Raw genomic sequence first — 21,387 nt, 5'->3', positions numbered from 1 at the left:
GCGGCGCGGCATTCCGGATTTGCATCGGCTTGCGAGAATAGTCAGGTGACTGTTTTATCTCCGGAACTCAAGCTTGAACTTCCCCCGCTGCAGCTGGGCCCCATCACCGTGGACACCCCGGTGATCCTGGCGCCCATGGCCGGCATCACCAACAAGGCCTTCCGCCGGCTCTGCCGCGAATACGGCGGTGGACTCTACGTGACTGAAATGGTCACCTCCCGCGCCCTGGTGGAACGTTCGCCGGAGTCCATGCGGATCATCAAGCACGACGACGACGAAAAGGTCCGGTCGGTCCAGCTCTACGGCGTGGACCCCAAGACCGTCGGTGCAGCCGTCCGCCTCCTGATCGAGGAGGACCGTGCCGACCACATTGACCTGAACTTCGGCTGCCCGGTCCCCAAGGTCACCCGCAAGGGCGGCGGCTCCGCCCTGCCCTGGAAGCTGGACCTGTTCACCGCGATTGTGCAGACCGCCGTGAAGGAAGCCTCCCGGGGAAACGTGCCGCTGACCATCAAGATGCGCAAGGGTATTGACGAGGACCACCTGACCTTCCTCGACGCCGGCCGGATCGCCCGTGATTCCGGCGTGGCCGCGGTGACCCTGCACGGCCGCACGGCATCGCAGTTCTACTCCGGCAAGGCCGACTGGTCCGCCATCGCCGAGCTGCGTGAAGCCCTGCCGGACATGAACGTCCTGGGCAACGGCGACATCTGGTCCGCCGAGGACGCCATCCGCATGGTGCGCGAAACCGGTGTGGACGGCGTCGTCATCGGCCGCGGCTGCCAGGGCCGCCCGTGGCTGTTCGGCGACCTGGAAGCAGCCTTTGAGGGGCGCTCCGAACGGCACCGGCCGGGATTGAAGCAGGTGTCCGACAGTGTGTACCGGCATGCCGAACTGCTGGTGGAGACCTTCGGCGACGAAGTCATTGCCCTGCGGGACATCCGCAAGCACATGGCCTGGTACTTCAAGGGCTACGTAGTCGGGGGAGACCTCCGCGCTAAACTGGCGACGGTACCGTCCCTGGCGGTGCTCCGTGAACTGCTGGACCAGCTGGACCCCGATGCACCGTACCCCGGCACAGACGCCGAGGGGCCGCGCGGACGGGCCGGAACACCCAAAAAGACAGCGCTGCCGGAAGGCTGGCTGGACGGGCGGGAACTTAACGCCGCCCAGAAATCCATCATTTCCGCAGCCGAACTCGACGTATCAGGCGGCTAAAGCACCCCATGACCTTCCCGCAGGCAGTCCAGACCGCTGGCTACACCGACGTTGACCTGGCCCGTTGGGTCCAGGAACCGGCGAAGAACACCAACCGCACCCAGTTCGGCCGCGACCGGGCACGGGTGCTGCATTCCTCCGCACTGCGCCGGCTCGGCGCCAAGACCCAGGTGGTCGCCCCGGACACGGACGACTTTGTCCGCACCCGGCTGACGCACAGCCTCGAAGTGGCGCAGGTGGGCCGGGAACTGGGCAACGCGCTGGGCTGCGACCCCGACGTCGTCGACGCCGCCTGCCTCTCCCACGACCTGGGGCACCCGCCCTTCGGGCACAACGGCGAGACCGCCCTGAATGATATTGCGCATGCGATCGGCGGCTTCGAAGGCAACGCGCAGACGCTGCGGCTGCTGACCCGCCTGGAACCGAAGATCATTGCTCCGGACGGCACCCCGGCCGGGTTGAACCTGACCCGCGCCAGCCTGGACGCCGCCACGAAGTATCCCTGGTCCATTGCGGACGCCCCGCTGGTGAACGGCCACCGCACCACGAAATTCGGTGTCTACGAGGATGACCTGCCCGTTTTCACCTGGCTGCGCGACGGCGCTCCGGCCGGCCGCTCCTGCCTCGAGGCCCAGGTGATGGACCTCGCGGATGACATCTCGTACTCCGTGCACGACGTTGAGGACGCCATTGTGGCCGGCCATGTGCAGCTCAAATGGCTGGACAACCCCGACCAGCGCGCCCGCGTGGTGGGCTACACCCAGCAGTGGTACCTGCCCGGCGTCGAGGCGGCCGCGATTGAGGCTGCACTCGCACGGCTGGAAGCCACCAACGTCTGGGTGCGCGAGTCCGACGGCAGCCGCCGGGCCATGGCCGCGCTCAAGGACATGACCAGCCAGCTGATCGGCCGGTTCTGCAACAGCGCACTGGAAGCCACCCGCGGCATCTACGGCACCGATCCGCTGACCCGGTACAACGCCGAAATGGTGGTCCCCGAGGGCACCCAGCTGGAAATCGCCGTCATGAAGGGGCTGGCGACCACGTTCGTTATGACCACCGACCAGCGCCAGCCGCTGTACGAGCGCCAGCGCGAAATCCTCACGGCCCTGGTCGCCCAGCTCGAAGCCACCGGCGACCGGCACCTGGAGCCCATGTTCGCGGCGGACTGGCGGGACGCGGCCGACGACGGCGCCCGGCTGCGCGTCGTCGTCGACCAGGTGGCTTCGCTGACGGATGGTTCGGCACTCGCCCTGCACGAGCGGCTCGTAGGCCCGGTTCCGGCGCTCTGGTAGGAATCCCCGCCTGCTCTCTGGTGGAGGGGCAGCTGGACCGTTAGCCTCTGGCGCGGGGTGGTTCAGCGTTCGGCGATTCACTATTGCCGGGCGGTCGGCCGGACACGCGCACCAGAGGACCGCTATGAGCACTCAGCAGACACCCCGTTCCCGCCAACCACGTCGCGTCAGGGACGGAAGTCGAAGGTTCCGCTCCCGGAGCCTCCTGGTTTTCCTGCTGGGCCTGGCGATGTTGCCGCTGGGGCTGCCCGCGCAGGCCGCCGTGGATCCCGGGCCTCTTCTGGGTGCGCCTCCTGGCAGCAACACGAACACGGACATCGTGATCACGTCGCTCGGCGCCGGGACAAGGGTGCAGGGAGGGTTGCCGCCCCTGGGGCAAACCTGGCCCATTGATGCGTATCCCGACGGTGTTCCGGCCGGGTACCAGACGGAAAACGTAAGCTTTGCCGGCATCATCAATACCCAGGACGCCAGCGGCACCACCACGGCCGAGATGTACTGCATCGACCTCCGCACCTCCACACGGGTCGGTATCGGCTACGGAAACGGCAGCTGGGACGAGTCCAACGTCCCCAACATCGGATACGTCAACCGGATCCTGAACAACTATTATCCGAGCACGAATCTTCCGGCGGGCGTGAACAACAACACGCGGGCCGCGGCCGTGCAGGCTGCCATCTGGTTTTTCACGGACGGATATGTGGTGAACCGGCAAAGCTCTCTCTACCCGATTGTGGCTTCGATCGTGAATGCCACCATTGCCGCCGGGCCGTTGGAGGAGCCCGACCCTCCGGCCATTGCCATCACACCGCCCACCACGGGAGCCCCCGTGACCGGTGTTGCCGGGCCGCACACGGTGACGTCGGAAGCGGATGAAATCGAGGTGACGATCGATGAAGGGTTCAGCCTCTACGCTGATGCCGAAGGTACTGTGCCGCTCAATAGTCCCGTGCCCAGCGGAGCGCAGTTCTGGGTGCGAAGCGATACCGGCGCCACGGGCCCGGCAAACATCTCGGCACGTGCGGCCGTCACCGTACCCACGGGCAACGTCTATCTATACGACGCCGGGACTGCGGGGGTGGAGAACGCGCAGAAGCTGATCCTGGCGGTCACCCGGGAGCTCAGCTCCAACGCGACGGCGGCCGCCGCGTTCACCGAAGTTGGATCGCTGACCGTTACCAAGTCCATTGCCGGCCCTGCAGCAGGCAGCCAGGGTGCCGTGGTGATCAGTATCGACTGCGGCACTGATAACCAGTTCACCTTTAGCATCGAGGCGGAGACCACCGGAACGCCGTCGCAGACCTTTAATGACATTCCCGCGGGGTCTACCTGCACCATCACCGAACCCACCACCGGAGCCAACGAAAGCGTCCAGGTGAGCACCATCCTGCCCGGCGCGGTCACCATCGTGTCCGGAACGACGGCGACGGCGGCGGTCACCGACACCTACACCTTCACGCCGGGAACGCTGGTGGTCACGAAAACCAATACCGGGGAGGCCGCCGGGGCCCAGGATGAGGTGACGATTTCTGTCGTCTGCACCCTGGACGGGGCCACCGTCCTGGACACCACGGTCACCATTCCGGAGGGGACCATTACCCCGGAGGCGGCCGAGTTCCCCGACCTTGCCGCCGGCACCAGCTGCACCGTGACGGAAACGGTTGACGGTTCAACCGCTGCTGTGGCCGTCACTGTGACCGGGGAAGGGACCGTAACGGTTCCGGCCGCGGGCAGCGTTACCGCCGCACTGGCGAATGACTACACCTTCACTACCGGAACCCTCGCCGTCCGCAAGGACATCGCCGGGACCGGGGCGGGCCGGCAGGGCGCCGTCACGCTGCAGGTGACCTGCTCCTCCGGCCTGAACCAAACCTTCACCATCCCGGCCGGAACCATCGAACCCACCACCGAGGAATTTGAGGGCCTTCCCTCCGGCACCACCTGCACGGTTACGGAGACCGCTAACGGGGCCACGACCGAGGTCAGCGTGACCACGGCTGTGACTCCTGCCGGCGGTGCCGTGACCATTCCTGCCGGTGACGGCGTGGAAGTGGTCTATACAGACACCTACACGGTGAACCCGGGCGCCCTGATCGTCGACAAGGTGATTGCCGGACCGGCAGCACGGCAGCAGGGCCCCATCACCGTGGAGGTCATCTGCACCGCTGGCGGACAAGAGGTGATACGGCAGGGCATCACCATCGAAGCAGGTGCCGGAGGAACCGTTCCCGGCACAGTCAGCGGAATTCCGGAAGGTGCCAGCTGCGGGGTCACCGAACCCGTTACGGGTGAAACTCCCGCGGTGGGCGTCACCGTGGACCTGCCGGAAGACGTAACCATAGCCGCCGGGGGAACAGCGGAAGCTACCATCACCAACACTTACGCGGTGAACCCCGGCACCTTGAACGTCACCAAAGTCATTGCCGGTGCGGGGGCCGGGAACCAGGAATCCGTGGAGGTCGATGTCCTGTGCACCCTGGACGGGGCCACAGTGTTCGAGGAGGTTTCCCAGGTGCCGGCCGGGACCACCGAAAACGTCGGGGCGCAGTTCTCGAATATCCCGGCAGGTGCCTCCTGTGCCATTACGGAACCGGTGACCGGGGCCACCGCCGCGGTCACCGTGACCACCGAATTGCCCGCGGACATCGAAATTCTCGCCGGCGATACCGTCGACACGACGGTGACGAATACCTACAGCTTGCTTCCGGGTGTCCTAGTGGTCACCAAAGTCATCACCGGGGCTGCTGCGGGCGAACAGGGTGAAGTCGTCCTGGAAGTCCGGTGCGGCACGGACGGGTCCGCCCTGGACGAGACGGTAACCATTCCTGCCGGCACCACAGGAGAGGTGACCACCGAGTTTGCGGGCCTCACCGCGGGCAGCGAATGCGCCGTCACTGAGACCAGCACGGGTGCAACCTCAACTGTGGAGGTGGAATCCACGTTGCCCGCAGCGGTGACGGTAGCGGCCAGCGACACTGTGACGGCCGTGGTCACCAACAGCTACGAATTCGCTGCCCGGCCCGCATTTGTTCGTCCCGAGCTGCAGCCCGCCCGTCCGGACCTGCCGGCTACCGGTGCCACCTCGGTTGCAGGTCCGCTGGCCCTGGCCGCCGGGCTGCTCCTGAGCGGGGGGCTGGGAATCTACCTCAGCCGCCGTCGGCAGGCAGAGGAGTAACGGATAAGGACACAACAGCGGGGGCGTTCCCGGCCGGCTTCGGACGGCAGGGACGCCCCCGCTGCTGTGCCGGGAAAGGTGCCGGTTTGGCGGGGAAGAATAGACTGGGTGTTATGGCCGGACTGATCAAGCGTGAAGATATCGATGAAGTGCGGCTGCGCACTGACATCAAAGCAGTGATCGACGGTTATGTGACCTTGAAATCGGCGGGCATCGGCTCCTTCAAGGGCCTGTGCCCCTTCCATGACGAGCGCTCGCCGTCGTTCCATGTGCGGCCGCAGGTGGGCTCCTACCACTGCTTCGGCTGCGGGGAGAGCGGCGACGTCATCTCCTTCGTGCAGAAGATGGACCACGGCACCTTCTCCGAAACAGTGGAGAAACTCGCAGCCCGTCTGGGCTACGAGCTGCACTACGAAGACGGCGGCACGGGTCCGCGCCGTGAAGACGTGGGCAAACGCCAGCGCCTGCTGGATGCCCACAAGGTGGCAGCGGAGTTCTTCCGCAGCCAGCTGGGCACGCAGGGCGCCGCAGCGGCGCGGAATTTCCTGCAGGAACGCGGCTTCGACCCGTCAGCGGCCGAACATTTCGGGGTCGGCTACGCACCGCAGGGCTGGGATTCGCTGCTCAAGCACCTCACGTCCAAGGGATTCACCCGCGAAGAGCTGGCTGAGACGGGCATGTTTTCCACCGGCTCGGACGCGTCGCGGTTCTATGACCGGTTCCGCGGCCGGCTGATCTGGCCGATCCGCGACCTCACCGGTGCCGTGATCGGCTTCGGCGCGCGCAAGCTCTACGAAGACGACCAGGGCCCGAAGTACCTCAACACCCCGGAAACCCCGCTCTACAAAAAGTCCCAGGTGCTCTACGGGATTGACCTTGCGAAGCGGGACATTGCCAAGACCCGGCAGATCGTCGTCGTGGAGGGCTATACCGATGTGATGGCCTGCCATCTGGCCGGCATCACCACCGCCGTTGCCACCTGCGGGACGGCGTTCGGCACCGACCACATCAAGATCGCCCGCCGGCTGCTTTCCGACGACGGCACCGGGGGAGAGGTCATCTTCACCTTCGACGGCGACGCCGCCGGACAGAAAGCCGCCCTGCGTGCCTTCGAAGAGGACCAGCGGTTCACTGCGCAGACCTACGTGGCCGTGGACCCTAACGGTATGGACCCCTGCGACATCCGGCAGACCCACGGCGACTCGGCGGTAGCCGAGCTGATCCATTCCCGCCGCCCCTTGTTCGAGTTCGCCATCCGGTCAACGCTGCGTAAGTTCGATCTCAACACGGTGGAAGGCCGCATCTCGGCCCTGCGTGCCGCGGCGCCGGTGGTCGCGGACATCCGTGATCCGGCCATGCGGCCGGCATACGCGCGGGAGCTCGCCGGCTGGCTGGGTACCGACGTCGACGACGTCACCCGGGCGGTCAACGCAGCAGCGAAGCGCGGGAAGGCCGGAGACAGCTCCGGCCAGCAGGTACCGGCCGGACGCCGCCAGGACGGACAGCAGAACTCGCAGCAGGTCTCTCAGCGCGGCCAGCAGCAGACCGGGCAGCAGTATGGGGGACAGCAGCGCGGCGGCCAGCAGCAGTACGGCCAGCAGCGCGGGGGGCAGGCACAGTACGGCCAGCGCGATGACCGGCAGCAGTACGGCCAGCGCGGGGGACAGCAGCAGTACGGCCAGCAGCAGGAACCGGAGGTCGCGCCCGCTTTCGGCCGTCCGGATCCGAATGATCCTGCCGCCAGGATGGAACGCCAGGCGCTGGAAGTCGCCCTGCAGCAGCCGGGCATGCTGGACGCCGGGCAGTGGGAACGCTTCAAGGCAGCCCGGTTTACCGTGCCCGCCTATGTCGCCGTCCACGACGCGGTCCGTGCGGCAGGGGAAGCCGGCGACTCGCCTGCCGCCTGGGTGGAGCGGGTACGCGAGGAGCTGCCGGACGCACTGCGTGGTTTCGTCAGCGAATTGGCTGTCACGCCGCTGCCCGCACGGGACGCCGATGCGCTGCTGCTGTACTGCCGTGACATCCTGAACCGGCTCTTTGAGCTGCAGGTGACGCACCTCAAGGCGGAGAAGCTGGGCCAGCTGCAGCGCCTGGATCCCAATGCCGATCCGGAACTGTTCCACCAGCTCAACCGGGAACTTATGGAGCTCGAGACGCAGCGCCGCGCACTGCGCGGAGACCAGTAACGGCCCGGGTTCCTCCGGCCGGGCGCCGATTTCGTTTCGGCGCGGAATCTCTGTAAAGTAAAACCTGCCGCTTTCCCCCGTAGCTCAATTGGCAGAGCATTCGACTGTTAATCGAAGGGTTACTGGTTCGAGTCCAGTCGGGGGAGCAACGATAAGACTCCTGGCCTGCAGACATGCAGGTCAGGGGTCTTTTTTGTACTGTCCCAGCTCACCCAGCATCGCGCCCAGCCCGGCAGCGAGGACGTGCGCCTGGGGAAGCGGCATCCACCAGCAGGTCCAGGAGGCGGGGGATCCGCCGTCGTCCGGATCCGGCTCCCCAGCCTCCCAGCGGGCCGAGAGGTCACTGACCGAAACCTCCAGCTGGTAAAAGTGCCGGGTAGCCAGCTCGAACCGCTTCGGCCGCAGATCGTAGACGGATTTGCCGAGGTACCTCTGCACCCTTCCGGTCAGTCCCGTTTCCTCCTGCAGTTCACGGACTGCAGCCTGAGCCGGCTCTTCACCGGGCCGGATGGTCCCGGCAGGGACCTGCACGCCCGTGACTTCGAGCGGCACCGCGTTGTGGGTGAAGACCAGCAGATGATCCTGCTGGACGGCATAGCAAACGACTTTCCGGACCGGTTTGATCATGCGCAACAGTCTCACAGTCCGGCAGTGCTCCAACCTGACAGCCCGCGGGAGAGGGGATTTATCTCCGGTTCGGATGCACCGGCAACGTCCTGTATAGTTGAGGACGCCGCTTTCCCCCGTAGCTCAATTGGCAGAGCATTCGACTGTTAATCGAAGGGTTACTGGTTCGAGTCCAGTCGGGGGAGCAACGCAAAGGGTCTGTGACCGGGTTTTCCCCGGGCGCAGGCCCTTTTTCTTTGCCCGCGGACGGCGCTCCCGGAGCGACCCATGGGGGAGTGCCCATTGGCGTTACCCGCGTACCGCACCCGGCATCGGAGCGGCCCTGTTCGGCGGCCGGAAGAGCGCTTCGGCTACCGTGCATGCACAAGCATGCTTAGGGTTATGCGTAGGCTTAAGTGTTTTGACACCAGTCACGTGTACGCAGCAAGTTGAAGAGAAAACGAGGAACGGTCGATGGGCGCGACTCAGCCAGGACCTAACAAGGGCGGATCCGAACGGATAGCCCACCCCGGCAAGGTGATCGGTGTCACCGTTGCCGCAGCGGTGGGTGGTCTGCTGTTCGGCTTCGATACCGCCGTCATTAACGGTGCCGTGGATGCCATTGGTGAGGAGTTCACCCTTAGCCCGGGCATCCTTGGTTTTACCGTAGCCATCACCCTGCTCGGCTGCGCTGCCGGCGCATGGTTCGCCGGCCAGCTGGCGGACAAGCTGGGCCGCAAATTGGTTATGGTCGGCGCCGCCGTACTGTTTGCCGCCAACTCCGTGGGGTCGGCCCTGGCCTTCTCCGAATGGGACCTCATGCTCTGGCGGCTGATCGGCGGCCTCGCCATCGGTACCGCGTCAGTGATCGCCCCCGGCTACATCGCGGAAGTGGCGCCCGCGAAATGGCGCGGCGCCCTGGGCTCCGTCCAGCAGTTGGCCATCACCCTCGGCATCTTCGCTGCCCTGCTGTCCGACGCGTTCCTGGCCAATACCGCCGGCAGCGCGCTCGGCGAACTTTGGTGGGGCCTGCCCGCCTGGCGCTGGATGCTGCTGGTCGGCGTCTTTCCCGCCATCGTCTACGGTGTCCTGGCACTGACCATTCCGGAATCCCCGCAGTACCTGGTCCGGAAGAACCGGGACGCGGAAGCAGCCAAGGTCCTCACCAGTATTTCCGGCGTCACGGACACGGACCGCAAGATCGCCGACATCCGTGAGAGCTTCAAGAGTCCCCAGCCGACGTTCCGCGACCTGCGCGGCCCCCGCTTCGGACTCCAGCCCATCCTCTGGGTCGGTATGGCCATTGCAGCGTTCCAGCAGCTGGTCGGCATCAATGCGATCTTCTACTACTCCACCACCCTGTGGCGGTCCGTGGGCTTCAGCGAGAGCGATTCATTCACGACGTCGGTGATCACCTCGATCGTGAACGTGCTGATGACCCTGGTCGCGATTGCCTTCGTGGACCGCATCGGCCGGCGCAAGCTGCTGATGATCGGCTCGGCGGGCATGTTCGTGGGCCTGCTGGCAGCCACGGTTTCGTTCTTCCAGGCTGTGGACGTAGACGGTGAGGTGTCGCTCCCCGGCATCTGGGGGCCGGTCGCCCTGGTCGGAGCGAACCTTTTTGTGGTCTTCTTTGCGGCCACCTGGGGTCCGGTCATGTGGGTGACGCTCGGCGAGGTTTTCCCGAACAACATCCGGTCGCTGGCCCTGGGCCTGGGCGCCATGGTCAACTGGATCTTCAATTTCATCGTTACCCTTGCCTTCCCGTGGGTCAGCGATAACTTCGGGGTCTGGATCATGTACGCCATCTTTACCGCATTCGCAGTGCTGTCCTTCTGGTTCGTGAAGACGAAACTTCCAGAGCTGTCCGGCCGCGAGCTCGAGGACCGCGAGGGCCTCGAAACGTCCTGACCTGCACATGATGCTGATGTGCTGGCAGTTATCGCTGAGGAGAATGGTAATTTGGGGTTATGGCAACGGTGAATACTCAACAGACGGAGGCTGGGCGCATGAACCGCTCCGCTAGCACTCGGACGCAGCGCACGGCAGGAAGCTCGTCGCTGGTGGGGCTGGCGAAGGTTCTGGCCCGCCTGACACCGCGTCAGCTGAATGACGAGTTTGCCCTCGCCACAGCGGAAATGAAGCAGAAGGGCATCAAAGCCGGCATCGCGGCGGCCTTTATGGTGGTGGCGCTGCTGATGGTTGCTGCGCTGGCCATTTCCCTGCTCGTGGCCGCCATCCTGGCGCTTTCACTGGTCCTCCCGGGCTGGCTGGCCGGTCTGCTGGTCGCCGCGCTCTTCCTTGTGATCGCAGGCATCGCCGGGTTTATCGGCTACAGCCGCTTCAAGAAGGCACTGCCCCTGCTTCCCGAAGAGGCCATCCGCGGCGTGCGCTACGACGTCGGCGTGCTGAAGGAAGGCCGCAGCTTCGACCCGGCAACCCTGGACAAGCCCAAGGAGCCGAAGGAGAAGAAGGACAAGAAGGCGGAGAAGGCCGACCAGCCCGAAGGCCCGAAGCCGCCCACGCCCGAGGAACTGCGCACCCGTGCCCGGCAGCGCCGCGAGCACCTCGCCGCCGTCCGTGACGGACTGGGCGAAAAGGTCGACGTCAAGGCACGCATCAAGGAGCTGAAATCCCGCCGCGCCGCCGCATCACGCGGCACCGGGGACAGCACCGGTGCGCCGTCCACGTCGGACGATGTCCTGGCCATGATCAAGGAACGCTGGCAGCCGCTGTCGGTAATGGCCGCATCCCTGCTTGCACTGCTCATCATGTTCCGGCGGCTCGCACAAAAGTAAGCTGTACTCGTACATCTTTGACGAGGGGAACGGACCGTGATCAGATTCATCGGTGCCGGAGCGCGTCCCGATACGGAAATCACCGTATTGGAACGGTTCTGGACCATACCGAATCTGGTCACGGTCCTTCGCTTTCTCGGCATCCCCCTGTTTGTGTTGTTCGTCAGCCAGGACCGCTATGGGAGCGCCTTCCTGACCCTGGCAGCGGTGGGGTGCACGGACTGGGTGGACGGATATCTGGCCCGCCGGCTGAACCAGGTTTCCACGACGGGTCAGTGGCTGGACCCCGTGGCGGACCGCGTCGCGCTCATCATCGTGGCGGCCACCTTCGTGGTGGACGGCATTGCCCCGGCCTGGCTGATCCTCAGCATCGCCATTCCCGACGCCCTCCTGACCATCAACTCGCTGCTGCTCTTCCGGGGCAGCCCCCAGGTGGAGGTCAGCATCCTTGGCAAGATCCGCACCGCGCTGCTGGTCCTTGGCGCGCTCCTGCTGCTGCTGGACCGGGTTGAAGGGTTTGGGTTCCGGGAGCTGGCGTCCGCCGGCCTGCTTATGCTCGCCCTGGGGTGCATCGGCCACGTCGCAGCCTCCGCCGGATACCTGGTCGCCGCCTGGCGGAAGTATCTGCACCAGCGCGGGCACGCCACGGCCGGAACCGGCCATGCACCCTAGGACTCCATCCCTCCGGCCGGTAGCCGCGCCAACCCCGGGAGCGCGACGATGGTAGGCATCGCCGTCGCCTGCGCCCTGGCCAGCGCCTTCTTCCTTGCCTTCGGCGCCCAGCGGCAGGGAAGCGCAGTCAGCGCCGACACCGGCGGGCTGTCCCTGAACTCGTCCCAGATCACCCGCCTGCTGCGCAATCCCCGCTGGCTTTTTGGGCTGCTCCTGCTGGGCACCGGCATGGCCCTGAATGTGGCCGCGCTGTCCATGGCTCCGCTGACGGTCGTGCAGCCCATCGGTTCCATTGCCCTGGTGATCACCACCGTGGTGAATTCACGGGACCAGGGCCTGCACCTGAACCGCATCACCGTCGCAGCGATCACGGCGTGCGTCGCCGGGAGCATGCTGTTCGTGTCGCTGGCCATCCTCGTGACGCGCACCGAACAGGTGGTGGAGCCCCGGCAGGAACTAACCATTGTCCTCATCCTCGCCGTCGTTGTGGTCTTCTTCGGCAGCCTGAACCTGGTCTTCGGCAAGCGGCTCAAAGCCATTGCCCACATCCTCGGTGCCGGCGTGCTCTTCGGGTTCGTGGCCGTCCTGACCAAGGTCATTGCCGGCGACCTGCTGAACCCCAACGGCCGGTTCCTGCTGAACGTCCCGTGGTACACCATCGTGGCCATTGCCGCTGCCGGTGCGCTGGGATCCTGGTTTGTGCAGAACGCCTACTCGAGCGGCCCGCCGGACCTGGTGATCGCCGGACTGACCGTGATCGACCCGATGGTGGGGATCGCCATCGGCATCGGAGTCCTGCACGAACTGCGCCCGGATGTCCCGGCCGTCGCCGCCGTGGCCATGTCGATTGCTGCGCTCATTGCTATTGTTGGGGTCGTTGCCCTTTCGAGGTACCACCCTGACGTCATCCAGCGTCGGAACGAAGAGCGGAGGCGGCAAAAGCCGGCCTCAAAGAATCCGAAAGCAGGACCTTCATAGTGACCGACGCCCCGGTAGACAAACCGCTGACGATCCTCATTGCCTGTGACACGTACCCTCCCCACCTGAACGGCGCCGCCCAGTTCGGCTTCCGGCTGGCCCAGGGAATGCACGGGCTCGGGCACAATGTGCACGTCCTGGCGCCGAACGACGTCGACGGCGGCAGCCGCAGCGACCTCGAGGGTGAATGGCCGGTCCACCGCCTGCGTTCCCACGGAGTTCCCACCCACGAATACTGGCGGATCTGCCTGCCGTGGGAGATCAAGAAGGAAATCACCCTGCTGTTCGACCGGGTGCAGCCCGACGTCGTGCATATCCAGTGCCACTACATGGTGGGGGAGTACACCCTCTACGAGGCCCGCAGGCGCGGCATCCGCGTGATCGCGACCAACCACTTCATGCCGGCGAACCTGGACCCGTTCCTGCCGTTCCCGAAATGGCTCAAGCGGATTGTGGCCACCAACTCCTGGAAGGACATGGGCAAGGTGATGGGCCAGGCCCAGGTAGTCACCACGCCTACGCCGCTGGCTGCCGAAGCAATGCACCGCCACGCCTTCCTGCACGACGTGATGCCGCTGTCCAACGGGATTGATGCATCGGTGTACGAGCTGCATGAGGGTGAGCAGATCACCCCGCACGAGGCTCCCACGGTCCTCTTTGTCGGCCGGCTGGCCGAAGAAAAACACGTGGACGTGCTGATTGATGCCGTCGCCAAGACCCCCACCCACCTGGGCGTGCGGGCGGAGATTATCGGCGGCGGCGAGGTCCGCTCTGCCTTGGAAGCCCAGGTGCAGCGGCTGGGCCTGCAGGACCGGGTGGTCTTCCGCGGGCTGGTCTCCGATGAGGAACTGCGCGAGGCGTACCTCCGGGCGGATCTGTTCTGCATGCCCGGCACCGCCGAACTGCAGTCCCTGGTCACGCTGGAGGCCATGTCGGCCTCGAAGCCCGTACTGCTCGCTGACGCGATGGCCTTGCCCCATCTGGTGGACAAGGGCCGCAACGGGTACCTCTTCACGCCGGGGGACAGCGACGAGCTGTCCGGCCGCATCACGGAGATCCTGGAACTGCCCCCGGAGCAGCGGCGGGAAATGGGCAAGTTCAGCCGCGAGATGGTGGACCGGCACAGCCTGCAGGCCACGCTGGCCACCTTTGAAGGCCTCTACCGCGGGAAACCGGCGGAAGGCGTCGTGTGAACTGATTGGTTGTCCAGTCCCCGGACCCACTAGGATGGCATCGTTGCCTTTTGGGCATCCGGGGCTGTAGCTCAGCTGGTCAGAGCAGCGGACTCATAATCCGTGGGTCGTGGGTTCAAGCCCCACCAGCCCTACCGGCAAAACCCGCCAGGTCATGTACCTGGCGGGTTTTTCATTGGAGATCCCCTGCCCCGGCAGGCCGCGTGGTGCCCTGGCGGGAACAAATCCGGCTGGACGTTGTGATCGTTGTTACTCGTGGGTAACATGGTCCCTGCCGGTTCCCGAAGGGTTCCAGCAGATCACCGATGATCAGCAGCGAAGGAATATTTTCCATGGGAATTATCGACGTCGACAACCTTCCGTACCCGGACGGCGACTTCTACGCATTCGAGGACCTGCTCACTGACAAGGAGCGCGACCGCCTGCACGAAATCCGTGCCTGGCTCGCAGCAGAGGTCAAGCCGCATGCAGCGGACTGGTGGAACGCCGGTGAATTCCCGCACCACATGATCCCCAAGCTTGCCGAACTGGACGTTATGAGCCCGGTGTACCGCCAGGGCTACTCCAACCTCTTCGCCGGTCTCTGCCACGCAGAAGTGACCCGCGCCGACACGTCCTTTGCCACCTTCCTCGGCGTTCACGACGGTCTCTTCACCGGCTCCATTGAAGCGCTGGCTTCCGAGGAGCAGAAGGCAGCCTGGCTCCCGGACATCTACGCCATGAAGAAGATCGGCGCGTTCGGCCTGACCGAACCGCTGGGCGGATCCGACGTCGCCGGCGGCACCCGCACCACCGCCCGCCGCGAGGGGGACAACTGGATCCTCAACGGTGAAAAGCGCTGGATCGGTAATGCCACGTTCTCCGACTGGGTAGTCATCTACGCCCGCGACCTTGAAGACAACCAGGTCAAGGGCTTCCTCGTGGACACCAAGACCCCGGGCTACAGCGCAACCAAGATCGAAAACAAGATTGCCCTGCGGACGGTACAGAACGCGGACATCGTTCTCGACAACGTTGTGGTGAGCGATGACTTCCACCTCAAGGGCGCCAACAGTTTCCGTGACACCAACAAGGTCCTGAAGGTCACCCGCCTGGCTGTCGCCTGGCAGGCAGTCGGCCAGCAGATGGCCGCCTTCGACGTCGCCCGCAAGTACGCCGTGGAGCGCAAGCAGTTCGGCAAGCCGTTGGCATCCTTCCAGCTGGTGCAGGAACAGCTGGTAAAGATCCTGGGCAACACCGTCGCCTCACTGGGCATGATGGTGCGCCTGGCACAGCTCGAAGACCTGGGACAGGCCAAGGACGAACAGTCCGCCCTGGCCAAGGCCTTCACCACCGCACGGATGCGTGAATCCGTAGCCCTGGGACGCAGCATCCTGGGCGGCAACGGCATTGTCACCGACTACGGCATGGCGAAGATCTTCGCCGACGCCGAAGCTATCTACTCGTACGAAGGCACGTATGAGATCAACACTCTGGTCACCGGACGCGCGATCACCGGAGTGGCTGCGTTCGTCTAGCCCTCCCGGGATCCCGTCTGCGGGACCAGTAAAGAACCCCGGCCGGGTCCTGCACAAGGACCCGGCCGGGACGTTTAACGGGACGGCACCGGCAGCAGCACCGAGGGCCGCCGGTCGGAAACATAATTCAGCGGATCCACGTAGTCCCCATTCAGACGCACTCCCCAGTGCAGGCATGCCAGGCTGCAGTGCGCTCCGGAGCCGACCGACCCGATCGCGGTGCCTTTAGTCACTTCCGTGCCCACCGGAACGGAAGCCTCGACGGGTTCGAAACTGCTCTTCAGGCCGCCGCCGTGGTCAATCGTCAGGACCGGCCGGTCCACCACCCGGCCGGCAAAGACAACGAGTCCGTCCGCCGGGGCCAGTATCTCCATGCCGCTGGAGGCTGCGAGATCCACTCCCCGGTGTCCCGCAAGCCACGGCTGCGCCGGAGGATCAAAGTAGCGGATACGGGTGGGTGCCGGGTCCAGCGGCCAGTCCCAGGGCGGCGAATACGCGGCAGCCGTGCCGGGTGTTGGAACGGCAGCCTGACCGGGGGCGGAAACAGCAGAGGAAGCGGGGTCCGCGGGGGCGGGGTCCGCCGTCGCCGCCGGTGCCAGTGCGGCCGCAGCCAACACCGCGGCAAGCAGCAGCGGATGGGGTTGGTTCATTTGGCAAGAGTGCGCCCGGACGGGTTCCGTCAGATCCCAACCCGGGCGGCCTGTGGAGCGCGGGGGGACCGAAGCCGGGCGGGGAGGCAGGGTGCAGGAGCGGGGGAAGGAGCAGCCGGGCGCTGTAGTACACTTGACGGAGCAGCTTGCTGTGCCATGGGACCCTGCCCGGACGCTCGCGTCCGGATCTGGTCCAGGTTCAGCCCCTGGGGATTTACCCCCGGGGATTGAATAACAGGCACGGAAATCTGACTACGCGTGTCCCAATTATCTCCGCCACGGCGGGGGTGCATCTCCAACGGTCCGGCAACGCCGGCAGGGGAAGCATGCTGAAGCCCTCAGGGGTAACGGCTGATGGACACCAGGAGCTCCGCCCGCCCGGGCGTACAGCTAAAACCGTCAATTGGCAGTAGGACCAGTGCGCCGTGCGCACGGCTGCTGCCGGAAGGAGTGACGACATGCCCGTCGTTACCATGCGCCAGCTGCTCGACAGCGGCGTTCACTTTGGTCACCAGACCCGCCGTTGGAACCCGAAGATGAAGCGTTTCATCTTCACCGAGCGCAACGGCATCTACATCATTGACCTGCAGCAGTCGCTGTCCTACATCGACCGTGCCTTCGAGTTCGTCAAGGCCACTGTCGCCCACGGCGGAACCGTCCTGTTCGTCGGCACCAAGAAGCAGGCACAGGAAGCCATCGCAGAGCAGGCCACCCGTGTTGGCCAGCCCTACGTGAACCAGCGCTGGCTCGGTGGCATGCTCACCAACTTCCAGACTGTCGCCAAGCGCATCCAGCGCATGAAGGAACTCGAAGAGATCAACTTCGACGACGTTGCTTCCTCCGGCCACACGAAGAAGGAGCTGCTGCTCCTCCGTCGTGAACTGACCAAGCTGGAAACCAACCTCGGCGGCATCCGCAACCTGACCAAGGCTCCGTCCCTGCTCTGGATTGTTGACACGCAGAAGGAACACCTCGCCATTGACGAGGCCAAGAAGCTGAACATCCCCGTTGTTGCCATCCTGGACAGCAACTGCGATCCGGACGACGTCGACTTCCCGATCCCGGGCAACGACGACGCCATCCGCTCCGTGAACCTGCTGACCCGCGTCATTGCCGACGCCGTGGCTGAGGGCCTGATCGTCCGCCACAACAAGTCCGGCAACACGGAAGCTCCGGCTGAGCCGCTGGCTGAGTGGGAGCGCGAGCTCCTCGAAGGCGCTGCTGAGACCCCGGCCGCTGACGCCGCTGCTGAAGCTCCGGCCGCTGAAGCTGCCGAAGCTCCCGCCGCCGAAGCTGCTGAGGCTCCCGCCGCTGACGTCGACGCCATCGTTGACGCCCCGGCAGCCGAAGTAACCGAGAAGTAAAGAACGTATTTCCTGAGTCCGGGGATCGATTCCCACGGACCTTAGGTTGTGGTGCGGCTGGCCGGTATAACCGGCCAGCCGCACTGGCAGAACCGCACCAATACTTATTACGGGAGGACTGGAGTCCAAATGGCGAACTACACTGCTGCTGATATCAAGGCACTGCGCGAACGCACCGGCGCAGGCATGATGGATGTAAAGAAGGCTCTGGACGAGGCTAACGGCGATGCCGACAAGGCCATGGAGCTTATCCGCATCAAGGGCCTGAAGGGTGCGACCAAGCGTGAAGGCCGTTCCACCGCTGAGGGCCTGGTTGCTGCCAAGGTCATCGACGGCACCGTCGGCGTCATGGTCGAACTGAACTGCGAGACTGACTTCGTAGCCAAGTCCCCGAAGTTCATCGAGCTGGCCGACAAGGTCCTGGCCGCTGCTGTTGAGTCCGCTGCCGGCGACGCCGAAACCCTCCTCGCTTTCAACGTCGACGGCAAGCCGCTGTCCGAGGTTGTTGTCGAAGAAGGCGCCATCCTCGGCGAGAAGGTTGTTGTCCGCCGCGTGGCACGCATCGAAGGCAAGACTGTCGACGCTTACCTGCACAAGACCTCCAAGGATCTTCCGGCGCAGGTCGGCGTGCTGTTCGCTGTTGACGGCGAAGGCGCAGAAGCTGCAACCGCAGCCCACGACATTGCCGTGCACACCGCTGCATACGCTCCGACCTACCTGACCCGCGACGAAGTTCCGGCAGAAACGGTCGAGAACGAACGCCGCATCGCTGACGAGACGGCCCGTGCCGAGGGCAAGCCCGAAGGCGCACTGGCGAAGATCGTGGAAGGCCGCCTGACCGGTTTCTTCAAGGAAATCGTCCTGGTGGACCAGCCGTTCGCCAAGGACGCTAAGAAGACCGTAGGCAAGGTGCTCGAAGAAGCCGGTGTTGCACCGGCAGGCTTCGCCCGCTTCCGTGTAGGCGCCTAATTATTTAGGCAGCAACGGCTTCGACGGAAACGTCATCAAGACAGAGGGGGTGGTCACCGAGGTGACCACCCCTTTTGCCTGTCCAGAACAGCTCACTAGTCTTAAAGCAGTAAGCACCTATGCCCGGGAGGCACAATGGCCCACGTACTGAAAGAAACCGATTCCCCGCGACGACGGGTCCTGCTGAAGCTCTCCGGCGAGGTGTTCGGCGGCGGCAAGCTGGGCGTGGATCCCGACACGGTGCGGGCAGTGGCGAAGCAGATCGCAGCGACTGTCGGTGAAGTGGAGGTGGCCATCGTCGTCGGCGGCGGAAACTTCTTCCGCGGCGCCGAACTGTCCACCAGCGGCATGGACCGCTCCCGCGCGGACTACATGGGCATGCTCGGCACAGTTATGAACTGCCTTGCCCTGCAGGATTTCCTGGAGCAGGCCGGCGTCGAGACCCGGGTCCAGAGCGCCATCACGATGGGACAGGTTGCTGAGGCGTACATCCCGCGGCGCGCCATCCGCCACTTGGAAAAGGGCCGCGTTGTCATTTTCGGAGCCGGTGCCGGACTGCCCTACTTCTCCACGGATACTGTTGCCGCCCAGCGTGCCCTCGAAGTCCACGCTGACGAGGTCCTCATGGCCAAGAGCGGCGTTGACGGTGTCTACACCGCCGACCCCAACAAGGATGCCAGCGCAGTGCGGCTCCAGACCCTGACCTACGACGACGCCCTGCGCCAGGACATCCGGGTGATGGACCAGACGGCCATGACCATGTGCAAGGACAACGACCTGGACATGGTGGTCTTTGGCATGGAGGGTGAAGGCAACGTGACCCGCGCCATCCGTGGCGAGAAGATCGGCACCATCGTTTCGAACTAGGGTCCGGTGATGGTCCCTGCGGGACCTGGAACGGCGGCAACGAAATCCCCTCGGCCGCAGGCGGCCTCCGGAATTTAAAGCCGCCTTCCTCCAGGTCCCTACGGGACCGAGCGGGCCCCCTGATTTCGAAACGCAATACCTTGTTCTCCGCAGCGGGGCGGTTGCCGTTCAACCTTCAGCCCTGAGGCGGGGCTCGGTGCAGGGAACCCGCACCCTTTTGGCTTAGGATGATATTAGAGTCCAGCCACTAAGCGGGTAGCGCTTTGTGGACACTGTTTTATGAGGAGAGACCGTGATCGAAGACACCTTGAAAGAGGCCGCCGACAAGATGGACAAGGCGGTGGAGGTCGCTAAGGAAGACTTCGCTGCTGTCCGCACGGGCCGCGCCAACCCGGCACTGTTCAACAGGGTGCTGGTGGACTACTACGGTTCCCCGACCCAGCTGCAGCAGCTGGCGTCGTTCGCCACGCCGGACGCACGTACCCTGCTTATCACTCCGTACGATGTCTCCGCCCTGCGGGCCATCGAGCGGGCACTGAGCGACTCCGAAGTGGGAGCCAATCCGTCCAACGACGGCAAGGTCATCCGGGTCATCATGCCCGAGCTGACGCAGGACCGCCGTAAGGAATACGTCAAGATCGTCCGCGGCAAGGCTGAGGATGCGAAGGTCTCCGTCCGTAACATCCGCCGCAAGGCCAAGGACGGCATTGACCGCCTGGTCAAGGACAGCGAGGTGGGCGAGGACGACGGCGCCCGCGCTGAAAAGGATCTTGATGCCCTGACCAAGGCGCACACCGATTCCATCGATGAGCTCCTCAAGCGCAAGGAAGCCGAGCTTCTCGAGGTCTGATGAGTGACGCCCAGCCTCCCACCCAGGCTGGCGGTTCACCGTCCGTCGAGACAGTTCCGGCAGCAAAGGCCACGGACATGAGCGCAGCTGAACCCGGACAGGTCCGGAGCCGCCGCTCCCGCGACCGCCGGGGTACGGACAAGCCCGTAAAGGTCTCACGAGCCGGACGAAACCTGCCTGCAGCCATTGCCGTAGGCGTGATCCTGCTGGGGTCACTGCTGATCGGTCTGCTTTTCTTCCCGTTCGCGATTGTGATCATCGCCGTCGGCTTCGCCGCCGTCGGCGTCTGGGAAGTCAACCGTGCCCTCGAAGTCCGCGGCATGAAGGTGCCGCAGGTGCCGGTCCTGGTCGGCTCCGTCGCGCTGCCGTTCGCGGCGTTCTTCGGCGGGACCGAGGCCTTGGCCTTTGCCATGGTGGCAACCGCCGTCGCAATCCTCCTGTGGCGCAGCATCGACACTGCCGCTGAAGCGATCCAGAGCATCCTCGCGGGAATCTTCGTGGTTCTCTGGGTGCCGTTCCTGCTGAGCTTCGCCCTGTTGCTGCTGCGCGAACCGGACGGACAAATCAGCGTTGCGGTGCTGCTCCTGCTTGTGGTTTCCAATGACACGTTCGGCTACCTGGTAGGCGCGTTCTTCGGCAAGCATCCGATGGCGCCGAAGATCAGCCCGAAAAAGTCCTGGGAAGGCTTCGCGGGATCCGCCGTCGGCGCCGCCGTCGTAGGCGTTGGTGCCGCGGTCCTGTTCCTGGACCAGCCCTGGTGGTTCGGCGTGGTTCTAGCCGTCGCCACCGTTGCTGCAGCCACTGCCGGTGATTTCTCCGAGTCCATGGTCAAGCGGGAACTCGGCGTGAAGGACATGTCCAACCTCCTGCCGGGCCATGGCGGAGTGATGGACCGCCTGGATTCAGTCGTCTTCGCTTCTCCGGTGGTCTTCCTGCTGTCTGTCCTGCTTTCCTCCGTTTCCTAGGCCGGCCGGCGTAAAACCGTAACGGTCCGGCAACGTCCGGTGTGCCTTGGCAGGTCCTTTGGTGCGGGCATCGTAAGATGTTTCACA

Annotated in this window: 17 protein-coding genes and 3 tRNA genes; 18 read left to right on the top strand and 2 right to left on the bottom strand. The window is 64.9% G+C overall.

Translation table 11 applies throughout. The features are described from left to right. Window positions 1-45: 45 nt before the first annotated feature. From dusB to QNO03_RS08145, 5 genes are all read left to right on the top strand, one after another. Window positions 46-1,218 (top strand): tRNA dihydrouridine synthase DusB, encoded by a 1,173-nt coding sequence (gene dusB, locus QNO03_RS08165; RefSeq protein ID WP_289602918.1) that lies wholly within the window; start codon window positions 46-48, stop codon window positions 1,216-1,218. An 8-nt stretch (window positions 1,219-1,226) separates the two neighbouring features. Then, complete coding sequence (locus QNO03_RS08160; RefSeq protein ID WP_289602917.1) at window positions 1,227-2,510, top strand: deoxyguanosinetriphosphate triphosphohydrolase; 1,284 nt, start codon at window positions 1,227-1,229, stop codon at window positions 2,508-2,510. A 124-nt stretch (window positions 2,511-2,634) separates the two neighbouring features. After that, the gene (locus tag QNO03_RS08155) at window positions 2,635-5,685 is read left to right on the top strand and encodes a thioester domain-containing protein (RefSeq protein ID WP_289602916.1); all 3,051 of its coding nucleotides are present in this window, start codon (window positions 2,635-2,637) and stop codon (window positions 5,683-5,685) included. A gap of 113 nt (window positions 5,686-5,798) precedes the next feature. After that, window positions 5,799-7,871: a DNA primase gene (gene dnaG / locus QNO03_RS08150; RefSeq protein WP_289602915.1), complete on the top strand. Its 2,073-nt coding sequence runs from the start codon at window positions 5,799-5,801 to the stop codon at window positions 7,869-7,871. Window positions 7,872-7,944: 73 nt separating this feature from the next. Continuing rightward, window positions 7,945-8,017, top strand: a tRNA-Asn gene (locus QNO03_RS08145). Between the two features lie 34 nt (window positions 8,018-8,051). Here QNO03_RS08145 and QNO03_RS08140 read toward each other — a convergent pair. Beyond that, complete coding sequence (locus QNO03_RS08140) at window positions 8,052-8,498, bottom strand: NUDIX hydrolase (protein WP_289602914.1); 447 nt, start codon at window positions 8,496-8,498, stop codon at window positions 8,052-8,054. 112 nt (window positions 8,499-8,610) lie between these two features. On the opposite strand from QNO03_RS08140, the gene QNO03_RS08135 reads away from it, so the two are divergent. The 8 genes from QNO03_RS08135 (at window position 8,611) to QNO03_RS08100 (ending at window position 15,635) form a co-directional block, all read left to right on the top strand. Beyond that, a tRNA-Asn gene (locus QNO03_RS08135) sits at window positions 8,611-8,683 on the top strand. Between the two features lie 268 nt (window positions 8,684-8,951). Next, the gene (locus tag QNO03_RS08130) at window positions 8,952-10,388 is read left to right on the top strand and encodes a sugar porter family MFS transporter (protein ID WP_289602913.1); all 1,437 of its coding nucleotides are present in this window, start codon (window positions 8,952-8,954) and stop codon (window positions 10,386-10,388) included. A gap of 98 nt (window positions 10,389-10,486) precedes the next feature. Further along, window positions 10,487-11,275, top strand: a complete 789-nt coding sequence (locus QNO03_RS08125; protein ID WP_289602912.1) for a phage holin family protein — start codon at window positions 10,487-10,489, stop codon at window positions 11,273-11,275. 36 nt (window positions 11,276-11,311) lie between these two features. Further along, window positions 11,312-11,947, top strand: a complete 636-nt coding sequence (locus tag QNO03_RS08120; RefSeq protein ID WP_289602911.1) for a CDP-alcohol phosphatidyltransferase family protein — start codon at window positions 11,312-11,314, stop codon at window positions 11,945-11,947. 48 nt (window positions 11,948-11,995) lie between these two features. Beyond that, window positions 11,996-12,925, top strand: a complete 930-nt coding sequence (locus QNO03_RS08115) for a DMT family transporter (protein ID WP_289602910.1) — start codon at window positions 11,996-11,998, stop codon at window positions 12,923-12,925. After that, window positions 12,925-14,118, top strand: coding sequence for a glycosyltransferase (locus QNO03_RS08110; protein WP_289602909.1), 1,194 nt, complete (start codon window positions 12,925-12,927; stop codon window positions 14,116-14,118). The genes QNO03_RS08115 and QNO03_RS08110 overlap by 1 nt, the downstream gene beginning before the upstream one ends. A 60-nt stretch (window positions 14,119-14,178) precedes the next feature. Further along, window positions 14,179-14,252: transfer RNA gene (locus QNO03_RS08105), tRNA-Ile, on the top strand. Between the two features lie 198 nt (window positions 14,253-14,450). Beyond that, window positions 14,451-15,635 carry an acyl-CoA dehydrogenase family protein gene (locus tag QNO03_RS08100; protein WP_229949972.1) on the top strand — a complete coding sequence of 395 codons (1,185 nt, stop codon included), beginning with the start codon at window positions 14,451-14,453 and terminating at the stop codon, window positions 15,633-15,635. Window positions 15,636-15,709: 74 nt separating this feature from the next. Here the strand turns inward: QNO03_RS08100 and QNO03_RS08095 are convergent, their stop codons facing one another. Continuing rightward, complete coding sequence (locus tag QNO03_RS08095; RefSeq protein ID WP_289602908.1) at window positions 15,710-16,285, bottom strand: M23 family metallopeptidase; 576 nt, start codon at window positions 16,283-16,285, stop codon at window positions 15,710-15,712. 458 nt (window positions 16,286-16,743) lie between these two features. Here QNO03_RS08095 and rpsB point away from each other — a divergent pair, with 458 nt between their 5' ends. The 5 genes from rpsB to QNO03_RS08070 all read left to right on the top strand — a co-directional run bounded on the left by rpsB (window position 16,744) and on the right by QNO03_RS08070 (window position 21,300). After that, on the top strand, window positions 16,744-17,649 hold the full coding sequence (rpsB, locus tag QNO03_RS08090) for a 30S ribosomal protein S2 (protein WP_229949976.1): 906 nt from the start codon (window positions 16,744-16,746) through the stop codon (window positions 17,647-17,649). Between the two features lie 129 nt (window positions 17,650-17,778). Further along, window positions 17,779-18,618, top strand: coding sequence for a translation elongation factor Ts (tsf, locus tag QNO03_RS08085; protein ID WP_229949986.1), 840 nt, complete (start codon window positions 17,779-17,781; stop codon window positions 18,616-18,618). A 135-nt stretch (window positions 18,619-18,753) separates the two neighbouring features. Further along, a complete protein-coding gene (gene pyrH, locus QNO03_RS08080) occupies window positions 18,754-19,485 on the top strand; it encodes a UMP kinase (protein ID WP_229949989.1) in 732 nt (243 codons plus the stop codon). A 292-nt stretch (window positions 19,486-19,777) separates the two neighbouring features. Continuing rightward, entirely contained in the window at window positions 19,778-20,335 is a 558-nt protein-coding gene (gene frr / locus QNO03_RS08075; protein WP_229949991.1) for a ribosome recycling factor, read from the top strand. A gap of 77 nt (window positions 20,336-20,412) precedes the next feature. After that, window positions 20,413-21,300 carry a phosphatidate cytidylyltransferase gene (locus QNO03_RS08070; RefSeq protein WP_229949993.1) on the top strand — a complete coding sequence of 296 codons (888 nt, stop codon included), beginning with the start codon at window positions 20,413-20,415 and terminating at the stop codon, window positions 21,298-21,300. Window positions 21,301-21,387: the final 87 nt, after the last annotated feature.

It is taken from the genome of Arthrobacter sp. zg-Y877, from assembly GCF_030373105.1.
Taxonomy (GTDB): Bacteria; Actinomycetota; Actinomycetes; order Actinomycetales; family Micrococcaceae; genus Arthrobacter_B.
Note: the sequence above shows the minus strand (reverse complement) of the source record. Positions and strands in the feature narration are given on the sequence as shown.

Bases quoted from the DNA above. Each gene is read 5' to 3' on its own strand.
- QNO03_RS08160 (WP_289602917.1), top strand. From the start codon at position 1,227: ATGACCTTCCCGCAGGCAGTCCAGACCGCTGGCTACACCGACGTTGAC.
- QNO03_RS08155 (WP_289602916.1), top strand. From the start codon at position 2,635: ATGAGCACTCAGCAGACACCCCGTTCCCGCCAACCACGTCGCGTCAGG.
- dnaG (WP_289602915.1), top strand. From the start codon at position 5,799: ATGGCCGGACTGATCAAGCGTGAAGATATCGATGAAGTGCGGCTGCGC.
- QNO03_RS08140 (WP_289602914.1), bottom strand. From the start codon at position 8,498: ATGATCAAACCGGTCCGGAAAGTCGTTTGCTATGCCGTCCAGCAGGAT.
- QNO03_RS08130 (WP_289602913.1), top strand. From the start codon at position 8,952: ATGGGCGCGACTCAGCCAGGACCTAACAAGGGCGGATCCGAACGGATA.
- QNO03_RS08125 (WP_289602912.1), top strand. From the start codon at position 10,487: ATGAACCGCTCCGCTAGCACTCGGACGCAGCGCACGGCAGGAAGCTCG.
- QNO03_RS08115 (WP_289602910.1), top strand. From the start codon at position 11,996: ATGGTAGGCATCGCCGTCGCCTGCGCCCTGGCCAGCGCCTTCTTCCTT.
- QNO03_RS08100 (WP_229949972.1), top strand. From the start codon at position 14,451: ATGGGAATTATCGACGTCGACAACCTTCCGTACCCGGACGGCGACTTC.
- QNO03_RS08095 (WP_289602908.1), bottom strand. From the start codon at position 16,285: ATGAACCAACCCCATCCGCTGCTGCTTGCCGCGGTGTTGGCTGCGGCC.
- rpsB (WP_229949976.1), top strand. From the start codon at position 16,744: ATGCCCGTCGTTACCATGCGCCAGCTGCTCGACAGCGGCGTTCACTTT.
- tsf (WP_229949986.1), top strand. From the start codon at position 17,779: ATGGCGAACTACACTGCTGCTGATATCAAGGCACTGCGCGAACGCACC.
- pyrH (WP_229949989.1), top strand. From the start codon at position 18,754: ATGGCCCACGTACTGAAAGAAACCGATTCCCCGCGACGACGGGTCCTG.
- QNO03_RS08070 (WP_229949993.1), top strand. From the start codon at position 20,413: ATGAGCGCAGCTGAACCCGGACAGGTCCGGAGCCGCCGCTCCCGCGAC.